The organism is Bacillus sp. ISO11, assembly GCF_003458115.1.
Taxonomy (GTDB): Bacteria; Bacillota; Bacilli; order Bacillales; family Bacillaceae_G; genus Bacillus_A; species Bacillus_A cereus.
The window spans coordinates 19,669-36,242 of record NZ_QXCO01000029.1 but is presented as its reverse complement, the minus strand read 5'-3'; the positions used below and the strand labels follow the sequence as shown (position 1 = coordinate 36,242).

Sequence of the window (16,574 nt, the reverse complement as noted above, 5' to 3'; positions counted from 1 at the left end):
TCCAGTATTTTAAAGAATTACTGGATGTTGTTTGAATTTTGATAGATTTCTCTACTACGTTAGTATTCAATAATAAAAATTAGAAAAGGATGTAGATTAGTGATTAGTCAGAAAACAAAGCAAAGATTTAATAAAGTTATTATAATTACCGCAGCATGTAGCATGTTTTCTATGTTTGGAACGTCTATTTTGCACACTAAAGCTGCAACACATTCAGCTGCTCCAGCAGTTTATGTGAGTCCCCAAAATATACCTGCCTCAGATATTATTAGTATAGACTGGTCACCAGTTCAGACACCACCTTATACGTACTGGGCTGTACACAACTGGAATGCAGGTGGTGAAGCTGGAGGATATGCTGGTTTTCAACAACAAAGTGGGTTTGATGAAAATGGAAAACGTACTTTACATTTTGCCTTATGGGATCCAATTTCCTCTAAAGAAGCAATAAAGGCCGAATACTTATTTCCGAATTCGCAAGCTGGACCCTTTGGAGGAGAAGGAACAGGAATGAAGGTTCAAACAACTTATGGTTGGAAAGACTACAATTGGTACACAATGACAATGCGTTCATGGCAAGAAAATGGTCATACTAAATTTGGACAATGGATGAAAGATGTAACAAAGAATAAATGGCATCAAATTGCAATTATGGACTTTCCGGTTGCTAATGTTGCATTTAATCATGGTTTAGGAATGTTTCAAGAAGACTGGGCTGATAGTGGACAGAATGTTCGAGAAGCGCGCTTGAAAAATGGTTATAGCCGAAAATTAGTTGATAAACAATGGAGTTCTTGGAATAATCAAAGTATTTCTGGAACGCATGATAATACTTATCAATATGATGGAGGATCTACTTCAGAATATGTATGGGTCAAAGCAGGAGGTAATACGCAGTCTACTATTGGGGCAGGAAAAATATTCACGCTAAATCAACCTACTCAACCTGAAATAGGAAAACTAGATTTTGATATCCAATCTATATATTATGAAAATGAAAAATTAAATGTATCTTGGAAACTAAAAGAAAATAGTACACCGCAATTTAAGGGGAAAATTGAAATTTATAACAATGAAAATATGACGGGCCAACCTATTAACGTAATTAATGATATTAAATCTTATCAAAATGGAATCAGTCAATCTATATCATTACCAACAAATGCTTATGCAAAAATTGTATTAACGGATATATTTGATCAAACTGTTGAGAAAAAGGTACAAATCAAAAATGAATCTCCAAACATTTTTGAAGGTAATGAATTTGCATGGTCGCTGAAAGGGATTGGAGATTTTGAATTTGCGAAAGTAAATTTAAATAAATCAACAGAAGAAATGCAAATTGATCTAAAAGCAGGTGTACCACATGACTACTTTGATAGTACATATGCAAGTATTAAAGTGCAAAACACATCAGGTAAAGTGGTCTATAACAAAGAGATTTATGGAAACAAACAGCAAAATGCTGAATCGCAGAAAGTTCCAGTCAAAGTAGGCGATTATATAGAGTTAACACATCTAGAAGGTGTACATAGAGCTACTCTTACAAATGTAGATAATAGTAAACAAGAGAGCTTTGGAAAAAAAGCCCTATACGAAGTTACAAAGGAAGGCCTGAAGAAAGTAGAAAAAATGCCAGAAGCAACAATTTTAGAAGGAAACAAGTTTGCATGGTCATTAAAAGGATATAGTGATAGAGAAATTGCAAAAGTAGATTATGATAAAACGGTAGAAGAGATGAAGGTAAAACTAGAAGCAGGTGTACCACATTCCTATTTTGCTAGTACGTATGCTAGTATTAAGGTCCAGAATTCTTCTGGTAACGTTCTGTACAAAAAGGAAATCGTGGGAAATAAACAACAAAATGCTGAAAGCCAAACTGTGCCCGTCAAGGTAGGGGATTACATTGAATTTACCCATATAGAAGGAGAAGCAGCAAAGGAAAAAACGCGAGCAACTTTAATTAACCTTGAAAATAACAAAAATGAAACCATTGGAAAAACAGCAAGATATCAAGTTACAAAAGAAGGCTTGAAGAAAGTAGAGAAAATGCCAGAAACAACGGTTTTAGATGGAAATCAATTCGCTTGGTCATTAAAGGGATATAATGATCGAGAAATCGCGAAAATAGAATATAACAAAGCAACAGAAATAATGCAGCTTAAATTAGAAGCGGGTATACCCCATTCTTATTTTAGTAATACGTATGCAAGCATTAAAGTCCAGAATTTATCCGGTAATATTTTGTACAATAAAGAAATTATAGGAAATAGACAACAAGATGCTGAGAGCCAAACCGTTTCAGTCAAAGTAGGAGATTGTATTGAGTTTACTCATATAGAGGGAGAAGCACAAAAGGAAAAGACACGCGCCACACTTACTAATCTTGAGAATAGTAAACAGGAGTATATGGGAAAGAAAAGAATATATCAGGTTACCTCTATGGGATTATTAATAAAGTCATAGATTTCACTACAAAAGTTAAATTATAGATTTATATATTATATAAAAATCTTAACCATTATACGCATTAAAAAATTCTCAAGAGAATATAGATCGGCGGGTATAGTATGAACATATTTAAAGGGTTTCTAATTTCATCAATTGCAATGACCACATTTGTAGGAACAGATCTAATTCTACAAAATGATAGTATTCATAATAAAGTTTACGCTGAATCTTATAATGTCACATACAAAGAAAGAGATTCAAAGGAAGAAAGATTAGTTGTAAAGTTTAAAAATCAAATTGACTTACCTTATGAAGATGGTATTGAGAAACGAATAAAAAATGGGGATTACGATAACAATTTAAAGAAGTTATTTTCCGAAAATACAGAACTTACTTTGAATCGTCTGTTCTCATCTGTAAATCCGATAGAGATTGAAAAGTTATCAGTACAATCTAAATCAGTTGCTAATGAATCAGCTAATAATTTATTAAATTATTATATTGTACAAGCTCCTAATAACATAGAAATAGAATTATTACTGAAAAAATTTGAAACATCTCCTCTCGTAGAGGAGGCTTATATACAAGAAAAACAAATTTTGACACCTCCTGAAATACAGTTACCAAATTTATCTGTTAATCCGTACGATGATCCTAGATTTACAAATCAAGGATATCTTGAAGCGGCACCAAAGGGAATTAATGCCTCGCATGCTTGGAGCATTAAAGGTGGTGATGGGAAGGATACAACTTTTGTGGATATGGAATATGGATGGTTATTGAACCATGAGGATTTAGTCAATAAAAATATTAAGCTTATGTCGGGACAAAATATAAGCCAGCATAGGGCTCATGGTACTTCTGTATTAGGAATTGTTTCATCTGAAGATAATCAAATTGGAAATATTGGAATTGCACCAAAAGCAAATGTAAAAGTAATATCCCAGATCAGGGATAATGGAATTTATAATACAGCGGATGCTATTTTAAGTGCTGTACATAATTTACAAGCGGGAGATATTCTTTTATTAGAGGCACAAGCTTCGTATGATGGGTATGGGGATAAATATTTACCTGTAGAAGTACATCCAGATATTTTTGATGCAATTCGTGTTGGTGCAGATAAAGGGATTATTATTATAGAAGCTGGCGCAAATGGTTCAAACGACTTAGATAATTTTAAAGATCGTAATGGAAAAAAGATCTTAAATCGAAATAGTCCAGACTTCAAGGATTCAGGTGCTATTATGGTAGGGGCGGGATCATCAACTGTTCCACATAAACGTTTATGGTTTTCAAATTATGGAAGTCGATTAGATGTATATGGATGGGGAGAAAATGTTGATACAACATCAGCAAATCCAAGTCAAAATACTACAAATTTATATACATCAACATTTAGTGGAACATCAAGTGCTTCACCAATTATTGCTGGAGCAGCAACTTCGATTCAAGGTATTGCTAAAGAACATCGAGGTTCTCCTTATACACCAGCCGAACTAAGAAATATCTTAAGTAATCCGAATACAGGAACAAAATCTCAAGATCCGTGGAATGATAGAATAGGTGTTTTACCTGATCTAAAATCTATATTAGATAACTTAGGTTTTAATTCAGATATCCCGAACTCTTCTAGTATTTTAGAAGGAAACCAGTTTGCATGGTCACTAAAAGGAATTAGTGATTTTGAGTTTGCAAAAATTAATTTCAATAAGTCAACGGAAGAAATGCAAATCGACTTAAAATCAGGCGTACCGCATCATTATTTTAATGAAACGTATGCGAGTATTAAAGTACAAAGTGCAACAGGAAAAGTAGTATACAATAAAGACATTTATGGAAACAAACAACAAAATGCTGAATCGCAAAGAGTTCCAGTCAAAGTAGGAGACTATATTGAATTAACACATCTAGAAGGTATTCATAGAGCTACTTTAACAAATGTAGGTAATAGTAAAAAAGAAAGCTTTGGAAAAAAAGCAATATACCAAGTTACAAAGGAAGGTCTGAAGAAAGCAGAAAAAATGCCCGAAGCAACAATTTTAGATGGAAATCAATTTGCATGGTCACTAAAAGGAATTAGTGATTTCGAGTTTGCAAAAGTTAATTTTAATAAGTCGACAGAAGAAATGAAAATCGATTTAAAATCAGGCGTACCGCATCATTATTTTAATGAAACGTATGCGAGTATTAAAGTACAAAATGCAACAGGGAAAGTAGTATACAATAAAGACATTTATGGAAACAAACAACAAAATGCTGAATCGCAAAAAGTTCCAGTTAAAGTAGGAGATTATATTGAGTTGACACACCTAGAAGGTGTGCATAGAGCTACTTTAATAAATGTAGACAGCAGTAAACAAGAAAGCTTTGGAAAAAAAGTCATGTACGAAGTTACAAAAGCAGGCTTGAAGAAAGTAGAAAAAATGCCAGAAACAACGGTTTTAGATGGAAATCATTTTGGGTGGTCTTTAAAAGGATATAGCGATAGAGAAATCGCAAAAGTTGATTATAATAGGACAACAGAGAAAATGCAGGTGAATTTAGAAGCAGGCGTACCACATTCTTACTTTAATAATACGTATGCAAGTATTACAGTAAAGAATTCAACCGGTAGTGTTGTGTATAATAAGGAAATAGTGGGAAACAGACAACAAACTGCTGAATTCCAAATGGTGCCCGTAAAAGCGGGAGATTACATTGAGTTTACCCATATAGAAGGGGAAGCAGTAAAGGAAAAGACACGTGCTACACTTATTAACCTTGAGAATAATAAACAAGAATATATAGGCAAAAAAAGAACCTATCAAGTTACTTCAACGGGATTAAACAAAATAGATTAACATGAAGAACCTTCTAATTATTCGTTAGATGCAAATAGTCGTTCATTATGAACGGCTATTTGGCTTTTATTTAAAGAAAAGTGAAATGAAAATACTCTCTCTTTTGTCTATACTCTCGTTGCTATCAACTGCTACATTTTTTTATTACGAGAAAATAATTTAAAAAATGTGCTTGAGAATTGATACATGTTTAAGTGCTATAGATTTGAGAAAAAAGAAACAGAATAGTAAGGTATTTATTGATAAACTCTCTCTAGTATTACAATATTTTACATATTTGGTATGATGTATATGAGTTCTATGTATATTGAGGGAGGAATGGGAATGAAGAGGTTCATAACACATGCAAGTGGTAATACAATCTCAAAAAAGTTAGTTTTAATGATGTTGCCGATGGTTTTAATGATATTGATGATTACACCATTGAATGATGTATCGGCAGCAAATCTATCAAAAGCAGGTTCACTAAAAGGCGTGAATTTATTTAATGGAAGTTGGACAGTTGCTATACAGGCAGCAAATTTACAATATGTTTCTGCTGAGCCTTTGGGAAATGTAACAGCAAATCGTAATGTAGTTAATGAATGGGAGAAATTTGAATTAATTCCGACTGGAGAATTATATACATACGCTTTAAAAGCCAAAAGTAATGGGAAGTATGTTTCGTTTGAGCCAAATGGTAGAGTAGTAGCAGATCGTACATCAATTGGGACATGGGAAAAGTTTATCTTATATAATGGTGGAGACAATAGGATATATGTATTACAAGCACTCAGTAATGGTAGGTATATATCAGCAAATGGTGGTAGAGAATTAACGGCTACTAGTTATGTAGCTGGAAGCTGGGAAAGATTTGTTATTGTATACTTCTAAACTTTGAAGTGTAAAGGGCTGCAGGTAATTAGCAGTCCTTTTTACATGCTAAATAAGGACTTACTGAGGTTATAATGAAAAGAAAAAGAACCCTATAGGGTTCTTTTTCAAGGCATATTAACAGTAAGGAGAATCATGAAATGCTACTTCAAATCTTTATTAGGGGAAAGATTTTGAATAAGCTTAACATACATCTATTTTTACATAAATGTAAGATATAGTAAATTGATAATGTTTCTACTTACTATTACTAATATTCAATTAAGATAGTTAACACTATGTATATAGTGTTAACTGGTGTTTAGTACAGTATACATTTAGAAATTTAATATTAGATTTCATTTGTTAAAAAAGCTAGAGAAAGTAGTTATGAAAGCAATGAACTAATAAAGAATTTAACAAAATAGTTATTTTGTTAAATAAAAAGCTATGTCTTGTCTATGTAAATATATGTTTGGTTTATACAAACTGTGAGTATTTTTAAGTAAATTATTTGTTTATAAACAAATATAAAGAGCGTCCTCCAGGACGCTCTTCCACCCAAACTTACAATGAAAAAGAATACGTGACATTGTATGCGTTTTTTTCTCTTTGTGTAGTTTATCAACAAAAAAGAGCGCTTTTAAAGGCGCCCAATGATCAAGATTTATGTAAAAAAGGTGCACAAGATATGGTATGTATGCTTCTTAATCTTGGTGCAGATTTAATACAAAATCCTTATTTGAAAACAAGAAGCCTTAGAGTTAGGGCTCTAGGGCTTCTTGTTTTGGTATTCTCACATGGTTTTTCAAAAAGAATAGAACATATTGAAGATAACATGTGAATGTTTCATAAATGTATCAAAAAAGTGAACAAAATTGCTATTGCAGAAGAAGCAGAAATGAAGTTTCTAATACGTAAGTACGTGAAAGGTATTATTTCCAGTGGATAAAATGCGCATGGGACACCTAATCATTATTTTATCGGGGGAAAAGAATATGTTATGAACTTGGTGGAATGAAAAAATGAAAATTTTACTTTTAGAGTGAAACTAAACAAAAATGCTATTTTGTAGAGCTTTAATTCCATGAGAAAAGAGCACTTCGTAAAAGTGCTCTTTTGACCAAAATCCATTTTGTAAAAGAGAGGAATACGTAATATCATATGAATTTATTTTTAAATGTGTTTAAAATCGTATAAAAACTTCTTTTTGCAAAACAAAGCAGCCAGCTTAATTAACTAACTGCTTGTTGTACAAAAGAAAATTAGGCCCTACAAGTAAAAGATATGTAACTTTAAGTTACAACTATATTATAAGCAGAATTAAACATGTTATGCGGTAGTAAAAATAAGCTTAATCAAACTTTCATTTTGTATTAAGTTGGAGTATAAAAAGGGCACTTAGTAAAGTACTCTCGTGACGAGTCTCATTTTATAACGACTATTTTATAAAGAAAGGAACTCAGGATATTATATGTGCGCCAGTCAATTGAGTACCTTGTACAAATAAAGAGCAGCTAACAAAAGTTAACTGCTCAAGTTGTATTATGAGTAGTATTGTTAGAATATCGAATTTTATCCGTTTAATAAAAAAAGCAGCTAGCAAAAGCTAGCTACTTAGCCCCAGGGAAGGGAGAGGAGCAATCAATTAGGTCTAAGTTTGGAATAAGGTTTTTAGATTTTAAGATCTAACCTAAGTATAGTATCGATTTTATTTGAGTTATTATGCATATAAATGTTTCCTCTTAAATTATTGCCTTTTTAAGAGAACGGAAAGAGTTTTTCGAGTTAGCATCTTTTGCATAATAATTATTAAAGAGGGAATTTCCACTTAGAAATACTTTTAAGCAGAAGAATAGACTAGTTTAATTTCTAATGGTCCCAGTATCTTTTATTTTGACGTGTGTCTTTACATTTATTTTAGCCTCTGCTAACGCTTGCGACCAATCTCCTTTTACTTTTTTCCACTCTTTATATTGAAATGCTCTAGCATATAGGGATAATCCGATTGGATCAATTTTATTCTGCTGTATTTCATACAATATATTTTGTAAATTATTATTAATTTCTTTTTGAATAGCACTTTTTAAATTATTTATATTTTTTTTATTATCATAGTACCCCTTAATTAAATTCGGATTAGTTTTTTCTATTAAAGCTACATTAGCATATATATCGAGATTAAATACAAACTTTCCGTTTTGAAAAGTTACATCTACCTTCCTTGTCGCGTTCTGTACGAAGATAGAAGTATTTGTTTTTTTGTTGGAATTTTTAGGAGGAAGTGCAAGGTGTAGTATCATTCGCCCGTTACTTTTTGGCTTATTTATAAGATTGAAAAATTTAACATCTTTTTTAGGGATATGAGTCAAATATTTCCCTTTTCGATTTAAAAATGCAATTCCTACTGTGTCGATTTCATCCTTTGTTTTTTTGATAATTGGAACAGTTTGCGTCATTCCTTCTTCATTTTGTTCTCTCATTAATTGTTGAATTGTAGAAGAGACTGATTGGTTATTTTGAATTGACGATTCAATTACACCATTTATATAAGATGAAAGTGATGGTTTACTAGGCTTATGAATTTTAAAAATTTCTTCTGCAGGTCCATCTACAAGTACTACTTTAGCATTAATGGTAGCGTAAGGATCACGGTAAGAAGAATCAAGCTCCTGCAACCAGTTTGCTTCTTGCGCTAATTTTTTCCCAATTAAAATGATTTCAGCTTTGGAAGCTGTCAGATATCCCGTTAACTTCGTATCTATCTTACTGAATCCATTATATACAGTTGATGCTTGTGTCCAATGCTCTATAGTACTTTTTTGCTGCTTATGATGAAAGAGTGGTATGCTTGTTCCAACTTTTATGTCTCCATTAGAGGTTCTATCCAAGCCAATTAAAAGGATTAATGAAACCTTCTCAAGAGGAACTCTCTGACTACAACCAATTATATACACACAACAAATTACAATCCATATCCATTTTCGAATCAAAGTTGTTTCCTCCTAGTAACCCAAGTAAAAAGAATGCTGTAAGCGAAAAATAAGATTGGTAATAGAATAAAGAAAATGACATTTAAGATATCCATAAGAGAATATATAAACAAATATTGATCCACATCGGGATTTAGGAAAATAAATAGCCCAACTATAAATAACATAAAAGCAAGCAGCGCCCAATTTCGGGCGTTTTTTTGAAGTGATATGGTCATAGATTCAAAACTGAAAAATAAATACGGATATATTGTAGTGGAAAATACAATCAAGTAGTAAGCGATATATATAATTTCTAATCTTTCCATGAAAGAAAAACGAACCCCTTTTAACAGATGAAATACTGGCCAGATTACGTCTTTTATCCCCTCTGGACTAAAGTATATATAAGAAAGAATAGTCACATATAAATAGAAAAACATAGTTCCAGTATTCGCTATTAGTAGTCCTTTTATGGCTTTTTGTTTTTTTTGTAAGAACGGGTATATATAATATGCAATTTCTAAGCCAGCATAAGGTGTAATGGTTTCTTTTGTTGCCTTTATAATAGGGTATAATCCATCTTTAAAAATAGGTAGTAGGTGTAAAGGGGTGCAGTTAGTCTTTAGTGAAAACAGAAGAAATAGTGGCATCCAAGTAGTGAAGAAGAAAACAAGCATAGAATAACTAGTAAGAGCCCTTAACCCACTCAGGGTTAAAATAATAAAAGGTAATAGTAATAATATGGTGATTTGATAAGCAGGAGTGGAAGGGAATATCCACACTTTTACAATATCAGTTGCCTTTAATAAAGTATTAAATCCAGCAAAAAATAGATAAGAGGCATATGCAAGAAAAAGAATTGTTCCTATCCATTTACCAAAGTATGTTTTTAAGATTTGTGAGAAATTTTTGTTGGGATTTTTTTGTAACATTAATATAATAATTACACCGATTATAGAAGTAACTATCCATCCGAGAATGATCGAAATCCAGCCATCTGTACCAGCAGTAGTAGCAAGTGGGCTTGGCATAATTAACATACCAGATGCAAGTTGCAGCGAATGGATGAAAATAATAAATTCGAATAAAGTTATATTTTTGAATTTAAGATTCCCCATGCGGACCACCTTCTTTTTTCTTTTCTTGTTTCGGCTGTCCAGTACTCGAACGGGTGGTAATCATCGAAATAGGAAACCTTACAAAAGAGTCTTTTAACTTTTGAAGCCGAAATGGCGCGATTGGCAATCCGTATGGTGAACCATAGGAAGTCAGTGAAACAAAATGAGCAAATAAGAGCATTAATCCACTAACAATACCTACAATCCCATAAAAGTATGCCAATAACATCATTGGAAAACGAATAAGGCGTATAGAACTTGATAAATCATAATTAGAAACAATAAATGATGCAATGGCTGTAATAGATACGATAATAACCATAACGTTACTCACAAGTCCAGCTTGAACAGCTGCCTGTCCAATTACAATCCCTCCAACAATACCAATAGTTTGTCCAATAGGTTGTGGTAAGCGAATACCAGCTTCACGTAGCATTTCCAGTGTAATTTCCATTATAAAAGCTTCCAATAAGGGAGAGAAGGGGACCTTAACTCTTGACGTTGCAATAGAAGTGTATAAATCTATAGGAATGATCTCAAAGTGAAAGGATACTATAGCAATATAAAATGCGGGTAAAAAAATAGCTATAATAAATCCTGCAAATCGTAATAAGCGAAAAAAAGATGCAATGAGCCAATGAATATTATAGTCATCTGGGGTTTGAAAAAATCCAATCAAATTCATAGGAACAACCATAGCACCAGGGGATCTATCCATTAACACTGCTACTTTCCCATCAAGTATATGATTTGAAATGGCGTCTGGACGTTCGCTTAAATAAGCCTGTGGAAAAGGAGTCCAATTTTGATCTTTTGTATAATTAGATAGCTCTCCAATACTTAATACCGCATCTGTTTTGATTTTGCAGATTCTAGTTTCTATTTCTTGGACTACATCTGCGTTTGCTACATCACCTAAGTAAATTAAATAGACTAAAGAAGTGGCTCGTTCTCCAATCGTCAGCTTTTTGATTTTTAACTCTGTAGAAGGAATATATCGACGAATTAGGCCTATATTTTTTGTGACATTCTCAATAAAACCATCATGTGAGCCTTTAATAGTAACTTCTGAAATTGGTTCTTGAATGGCTCTCTCTGCCCAGCCTTTTGTATTTATTAGAAGTGACCGATTTTCTCCTTCCATAAACAGTACACATTGACCCTCAAGTAATCCTTCTTTAATTTCATTCCATGTATATACGATTTTTGTATGAGTAGCAATAATATTAGAATTAAAAATTTGACTGTCTTCATTTACTTCTTGTAATAATGGTGTAACAACATTGGCTTTTAATGCAACACCATCTGTAAGGCCTTCAAAATAATAAAGTAAAATATTCGTGTTTGTTTTTAATTGCAAAGGATGTTCAATCAAATCTGCACTAATATCAAAGATATTATCTAGTGTATTTTTAAGTTGTTTTAGGTTATTTGTTTCGATCTTTTCAATGGTTTTATATGTCTTAGTTTCTAAGGTCTCTTCATTTAAGGACAAAATTGACACCTCTTTAATATATACCGATTAGTTGTAGTTATTATTTTTATATAATTGAATTTTATTCATTAATTTAATCGAATTGGATGTAAGAATTGATAAATTTGATGTGCTATATTATTAATTCAATAATTGAGAGGAAAAAAGTAGAGGTAATTTGTGTGAAAATCTAAGTTTCAAGATAGAATTAAAATTTCAATGATTATAACAAAAAAGAACCATTGATAGGCTCTTTTTCATAGTTGGTAAATATGTTATCAACAATAGATGGCGATTAAGGTAGTAATTTAGATGCCTTTAAGTTAATCATCTGAATTTTGTAGGAAGAATTCTTTTTCCATACCTTAATGCTCAATGAAAAAGGATATTTCATTTATTTGGGTGTTCTAGTGTATTTGAATCTTGCGCACTAACAAATTTTGTTTAGGGACAAAATGTATTTTCTTAATAATCAGAAAAATAACGCAGCAAAATTCTTATTAATTATTTTGGTAGGTATCAAATATTCCTTTGGCCTTATTTTCATGATATTACCGTACGCTTATATGTTTCTAAGGGAAAGAAATACTTTCATTTTTATGACCATCTATTGTTTGATTAAGATGGTAACACGAAATAGAAGCGTTTACAACCAGAAAATAAAGAAAAAATATTAAAATAAGACTTTTTTCGACAATTATTTTATGTTTATATTTCATTTTATTATAGGAAAAGGTGGGGGAAGCGGACCTTTTCCTATAAAATGTTTTGTTGGAATTAGAAATAACTAAAAAAGTAATATTAGCTTAAAATTAAAATGAAATTCAATGATAAGATTATAATTGAATTTTTAAACCTCAGGTGTATTGAAAGTATGGTCAAATTTTAATCCACTTTGCGTTTCTTCCCTTTGTAACTAGCTTAATATGGCCAAACACTTGCAAGGAATTTAAAGCCTTACTGATTGTACTTTCTGCAATGTCTGGATAAGTGTTACGAATACTCTCCTTAGTAAAAGGTTGTTTTTGTTTAAGTATAAAATCTTGAATTCTCTCAACTTTAGTATGTTTACATATAGAATCTAGAACTGTGTTATGAAGATCTTTGTAAGCCTCTAATATAATTGTTAAAAACGTTTTTAACCAAAAGCTATTATTATGTTCCTCGCAGTACCAATTGACCGAAGATTTATAAATCGAATTGTAATAATCAGATTCATTTTTCTTAATATATTTATCCAAACATACATATTTTACAAATGTATGTCCACTCTTAATTAACAGCAATTGCATTAACATAAATGCCAGCCTGTTATTACCTTGATTGAAAGGGACTATGCAATAAAAATTTAATATAAAACGAGCTATTAATAAAAGTGAATGTAGCCCCTTACTAGTATTTAATGAGTTGTATTGATCACATAATTGCTCCATAAACTGTGGAATGAGTTCATGCGGAAGAATGCGGTAACTATTCAAGTGCATTCCATGCTCAGGAATACCTGGAATAATAAAAGGTTTTTCACGCCATTTGGCACTGTCAGAGGTAAGGTAATGTATTAGTTGAAAATGTAATTCCTGTATAGTTGCTGGATTAATTGATAAAGTACAGGAGTTTTTATGTACAAAAGAAAGTGTTTGATAATAACAAAAAATAGCATCTTCAGAAATATTTTGAGGTACTATATCATCTAAAATAAGTTCTTTTAATCTTTTATTAGGAACTTTTATATCCTCATAAATAGTTGTGAAATTTTTTATGTAATGTAGTGGTATAGTTTTTTCTAAACTATTAAATATGTCAGGGTTTTGTTCCTGATAAGCAGCTAATTTTCCTTTGAATTCGCTAATTTCACTTATTAAATTGATTAACCTCCTTTTTAATTCAATATTTTTGTACTTATCATCAAAAAAGTCTCTCATTTTTGTTCCTCCTGTAACCCCTTAACACGTTGTTGCATATATCTTTCCATTCTAAAGGTATGCTACGACATCATTGTAAAATAAAGATATTTTCGGTCTGATTTTGAATATATATCAGAATCTATATTTTTATTTAACAATTAAAATATGGAAATTATAAAGAAGAATCGTTAGGATTCAATTTTAATAGGCATAATCCTAACATCAAATGCACAAATGTACAATAAAAAAATAAAAAAAATAAAACTATCGACTCTTTTGAAATATTATCTAAAAGAGTTTTAAGAAATTGTAGGTATAGATGTGCTTTGGTTTAGGAGTAAATAATAAAGCGGTAATAGAGTTTTCATAGGTAATTAAAAAGTAGATAGACTATTAATTTGTGACAATTACGTGCCTAATCTATCATATGCTTTTATGAGAATTTTAAAATTAAATCCTAACGAGCTGAATTTTCTATATTTAGCATAAATATTAGGGAGGCGTGCTGATGAAATGTATCATTTTATATAGAAATATGTAACGTTTAACACTCGTATTGTAAAATATTTTGACATACGTTAATTTAAATATTAGGTACAGGAACATTTAATAAAAACTCAGTACTAAAGTACCCTTTAAACGTTTCACCCTAAGAACCGTTTTCTCAAGCACACTGAAGTTTACCCGTTGTTTCTGTGCCTTATTAGATAAAAATAATATAATAAATTTTTAGAATATGATAATGAAAAATGGGTTTTCAAATCTTTTCTCCTTAAATATTAACAATCTCTTGATAATCTGTTTAAAGTAAGAAAATGCAGGATAGACAATGGTTATTAATAAAGAAAATACAGTTAAGCTAGATACCTTAAGTCATTTTATAAGTAATTAAGCGTTAGATTGAATTAGTAAGAATATTATATGTGTTTGCTAAATGGCTTGTTTTAATTGTTCTGTTACTATTAATTTATGAATTTTAACATTTAGAAGCTAGTCAACATATAGGTTATATTGATTATGTGGGTTTTAACCTCAAGTGTATATGTTTAAGGTTAAGGGATTTGTGAGTGTTATAAAAGAAGTGAAAGTCTGGAAGAAACGGATATAATCGGTTTCTTCCAGACTTTTTTTGCTTTTTTGTAATATAAAAAATTTATTTTTCCTACATGATTTAATTATCTGTTTTAATATTTGAATTTTTTGTGAAATTAAACGAAGTTTTTATTCTTTTTTAAAAACATAATGTTACAAAATAGACTTATTGTATTTATTTTATTTTTATATGAGATTAAAAATAATAATAAACGTACCAATGTATGAGAGGTATTAGTATATTTATTAGTAATTTGTTCGTTTATCTCTATATTGCTATTATATTAGCGATAACAATAATATATTGGGGGGACAAGAATGAATTTGAAATTTACATCTAAATTTGAAAGATTAAGAAAAAGTAAAAAAGGAATTGGTGCTTGTGTTTTAGCTGCAGGGGTAACGGCTATTACTATGATTCCTCAAAGTGCTTATGCACATGGATTTGTTGAAAAGCCAAGTAGCCGTGCTGCTTTATGTAGTCAGAATTATGGAGCATTGAATTTAAATTGTGGAAATATAATGTACGAACCTCAAAGCCTAGAAGCACCTAAAGGATTCCCAGATGGGGGACCGATTGATGGAAAAATCGCTTCGGCAGGAGGACTGTTTGGAGGAATTCTTGACCAACAAACATCAAATCGCTGGTTCAAAAACACGATTAAGGGTGGAGCAAATACCTTTACATGGAAATATACAGCTGCACATCCTACAAGTAAATGGCATTATTACATTACAAAAAAGGGATGGGATCCTAATAAACCATTAACACGTGCTGAATTAGAACCAATTGGAACTGTGAAACATGATGGTTCTGCCGCATCAAATAATTTAACACATACAATTAATGTACCAACTGATCGCAATGGTTATCATGTTATTTTAGCTGTATGGGATGTAGCAGATACGTCAAATGCGTTTTATAATGTAATTGATGTAAATCTAGTAAATAATGAAACTCCCGATACAGTAGCTCCAAGTCAACCAACTGAATTAAATGCCTCTAAAGTTTCTGCCAATAGTGTTGAAATAACATGGAAGGCCTCTACTGATAATATAGGTGTAAAAGAATATCAAGTGTTACGTAATGGCGAAGTAATTGATACGGTACCAGGTACAACTTTTATTGATAAAAAACTAAAAGCAGATACGGAATATACCTATACAATAAAGGCATTAGACTCTGCTGGAAACATATCAAAAGAAAGTGAAAAACTAAAGGTTAAGACAACACATGCAATCCCAGATATAGAGGCTCCAGGTCAACCAAAAGGATTACATAGTATGGGTACAACAGCGACAACTGTTGATTTGATGTGGAGTCCGTCTGAAGATAATGTAGGTGTTGACCATTATATTGTATATAGAGAAAGCGCTGGGGTTATGAATAAAATTGGGACAGCGGCTAATACATCCTTTATGGATAAAGATTTGAAGGCTAATACATCGTATAAATATGTAGTGACGGCGGTTGATTTAGCTGGAAATGAATCTAGTAGAAGTGATGTTTTGACTGTAACAACAAAGTCAGAGGATTCCACATATGAAAAATGGGATGCAAGAAAAGCATATACTAAAGGCGATAGAGTAGTACATGAGGGAAAAGTGTATGAAGCAGTTCAAGATCATCAAGGAAATGGCGACTCAAATTGGATTTTTGCCTTATCGCTTTGGAAGCCAGTTTTGAATAAGTGACAGGTGGGAAAAGGTAGTTAACATTTTTGGGTTTTCTTTTAAAAATTAAGGGCTGTTCCAAATATGAATTATCTTATGATTTAAATGATAAATCAATAAGATTTAAACCCCATCCTAATGTTTACGAAATGAAATTAAAAAAGAATCCCAATGGAATTTCATTGGGATTC

9 protein-coding genes are annotated in these 16,574 nt (G+C 31.5%); 5 read left to right on the top strand and 4 right to left on the bottom strand.

The window, feature by feature from the left end:
• The first annotated feature begins 99 nt into the window (after positions 1-99).
• The 4 genes from D1166_RS24135 to D1166_RS24120 all read left to right on the top strand — a co-directional run bounded on the left by D1166_RS24135 (position 100) and on the right by D1166_RS24120 (position 6,990).
• Positions 100-2,466: a putative mucin/carbohydrate-binding domain-containing protein gene (locus tag D1166_RS24135; RefSeq protein ID WP_097879758.1), complete on the top strand. Its 2,367-nt coding sequence runs from the start codon at positions 100-102 to the stop codon at positions 2,464-2,466.
• Positions 2,467-2,570: 104 nt separating this feature from the next.
• Positions 2,571-5,294, top strand: coding sequence for a putative mucin/carbohydrate-binding domain-containing protein (locus tag D1166_RS24130; protein ID WP_097856645.1), 2,724 nt, complete (start codon positions 2,571-2,573; stop codon positions 5,292-5,294).
• A gap of 324 nt (positions 5,295-5,618) precedes the next feature.
• Positions 5,619-6,167: a fascin domain-containing protein gene (locus D1166_RS24125; protein ID WP_097855897.1), complete on the top strand. Its 549-nt coding sequence runs from the start codon at positions 5,619-5,621 to the stop codon at positions 6,165-6,167.
• A gap of 493 nt (positions 6,168-6,660) precedes the next feature.
• Positions 6,661-6,990 (top strand): hypothetical protein, encoded by a 330-nt coding sequence (locus D1166_RS24120; protein ID WP_255257766.1) that lies wholly within the window; start codon positions 6,661-6,663, stop codon positions 6,988-6,990.
• Between the two features lie 1,021 nt (positions 6,991-8,011).
• Here D1166_RS24120 and D1166_RS24115 read toward each other — a convergent pair.
• The 4 genes from D1166_RS24115 to D1166_RS24095 form a co-directional block, all read right to left on the bottom strand.
• A complete protein-coding gene (locus D1166_RS24115; protein WP_065845729.1) occupies positions 8,012-9,139 on the bottom strand; it encodes a Ger(x)C family spore germination protein in 1,128 nt (375 codons plus the stop codon).
• Positions 9,136-10,239 carry a GerAB/ArcD/ProY family transporter gene (locus tag D1166_RS24110; protein ID WP_118043444.1) on the bottom strand — a complete coding sequence of 368 codons (1,104 nt, stop codon included), beginning with the start codon at positions 10,237-10,239 and terminating at the stop codon, positions 9,136-9,138. The genes D1166_RS24115 and D1166_RS24110 overlap by 4 nt, the downstream gene beginning before the upstream one ends.
• The gene (locus tag D1166_RS24105) at positions 10,226-11,734 is read right to left on the bottom strand and encodes a spore germination protein (RefSeq protein ID WP_097855900.1); all 1,509 of its coding nucleotides are present in this window, start codon (positions 11,732-11,734) and stop codon (positions 10,226-10,228) included. Before D1166_RS24105 ends, D1166_RS24110 begins: the two co-directional genes overlap by 14 nt.
• Positions 11,735-12,591: 857 nt before the next feature.
• The gene (locus tag D1166_RS24095) at positions 12,592-13,635 is read right to left on the bottom strand and encodes a Fic family protein (RefSeq protein ID WP_001204220.1); all 1,044 of its coding nucleotides are present in this window, start codon (positions 13,633-13,635) and stop codon (positions 12,592-12,594) included.
• A 1,392-nt stretch (positions 13,636-15,027) separates the two neighbouring features.
• Between D1166_RS24095 and D1166_RS24090 the strand changes: the two genes are divergently transcribed.
• The gene (locus D1166_RS24090; protein WP_097855901.1) at positions 15,028-16,404 is read left to right on the top strand and encodes a lytic polysaccharide monooxygenase; all 1,377 of its coding nucleotides are present in this window, start codon (positions 15,028-15,030) and stop codon (positions 16,402-16,404) included.
• Positions 16,405-16,574 lie beyond the last annotated feature (170 nt).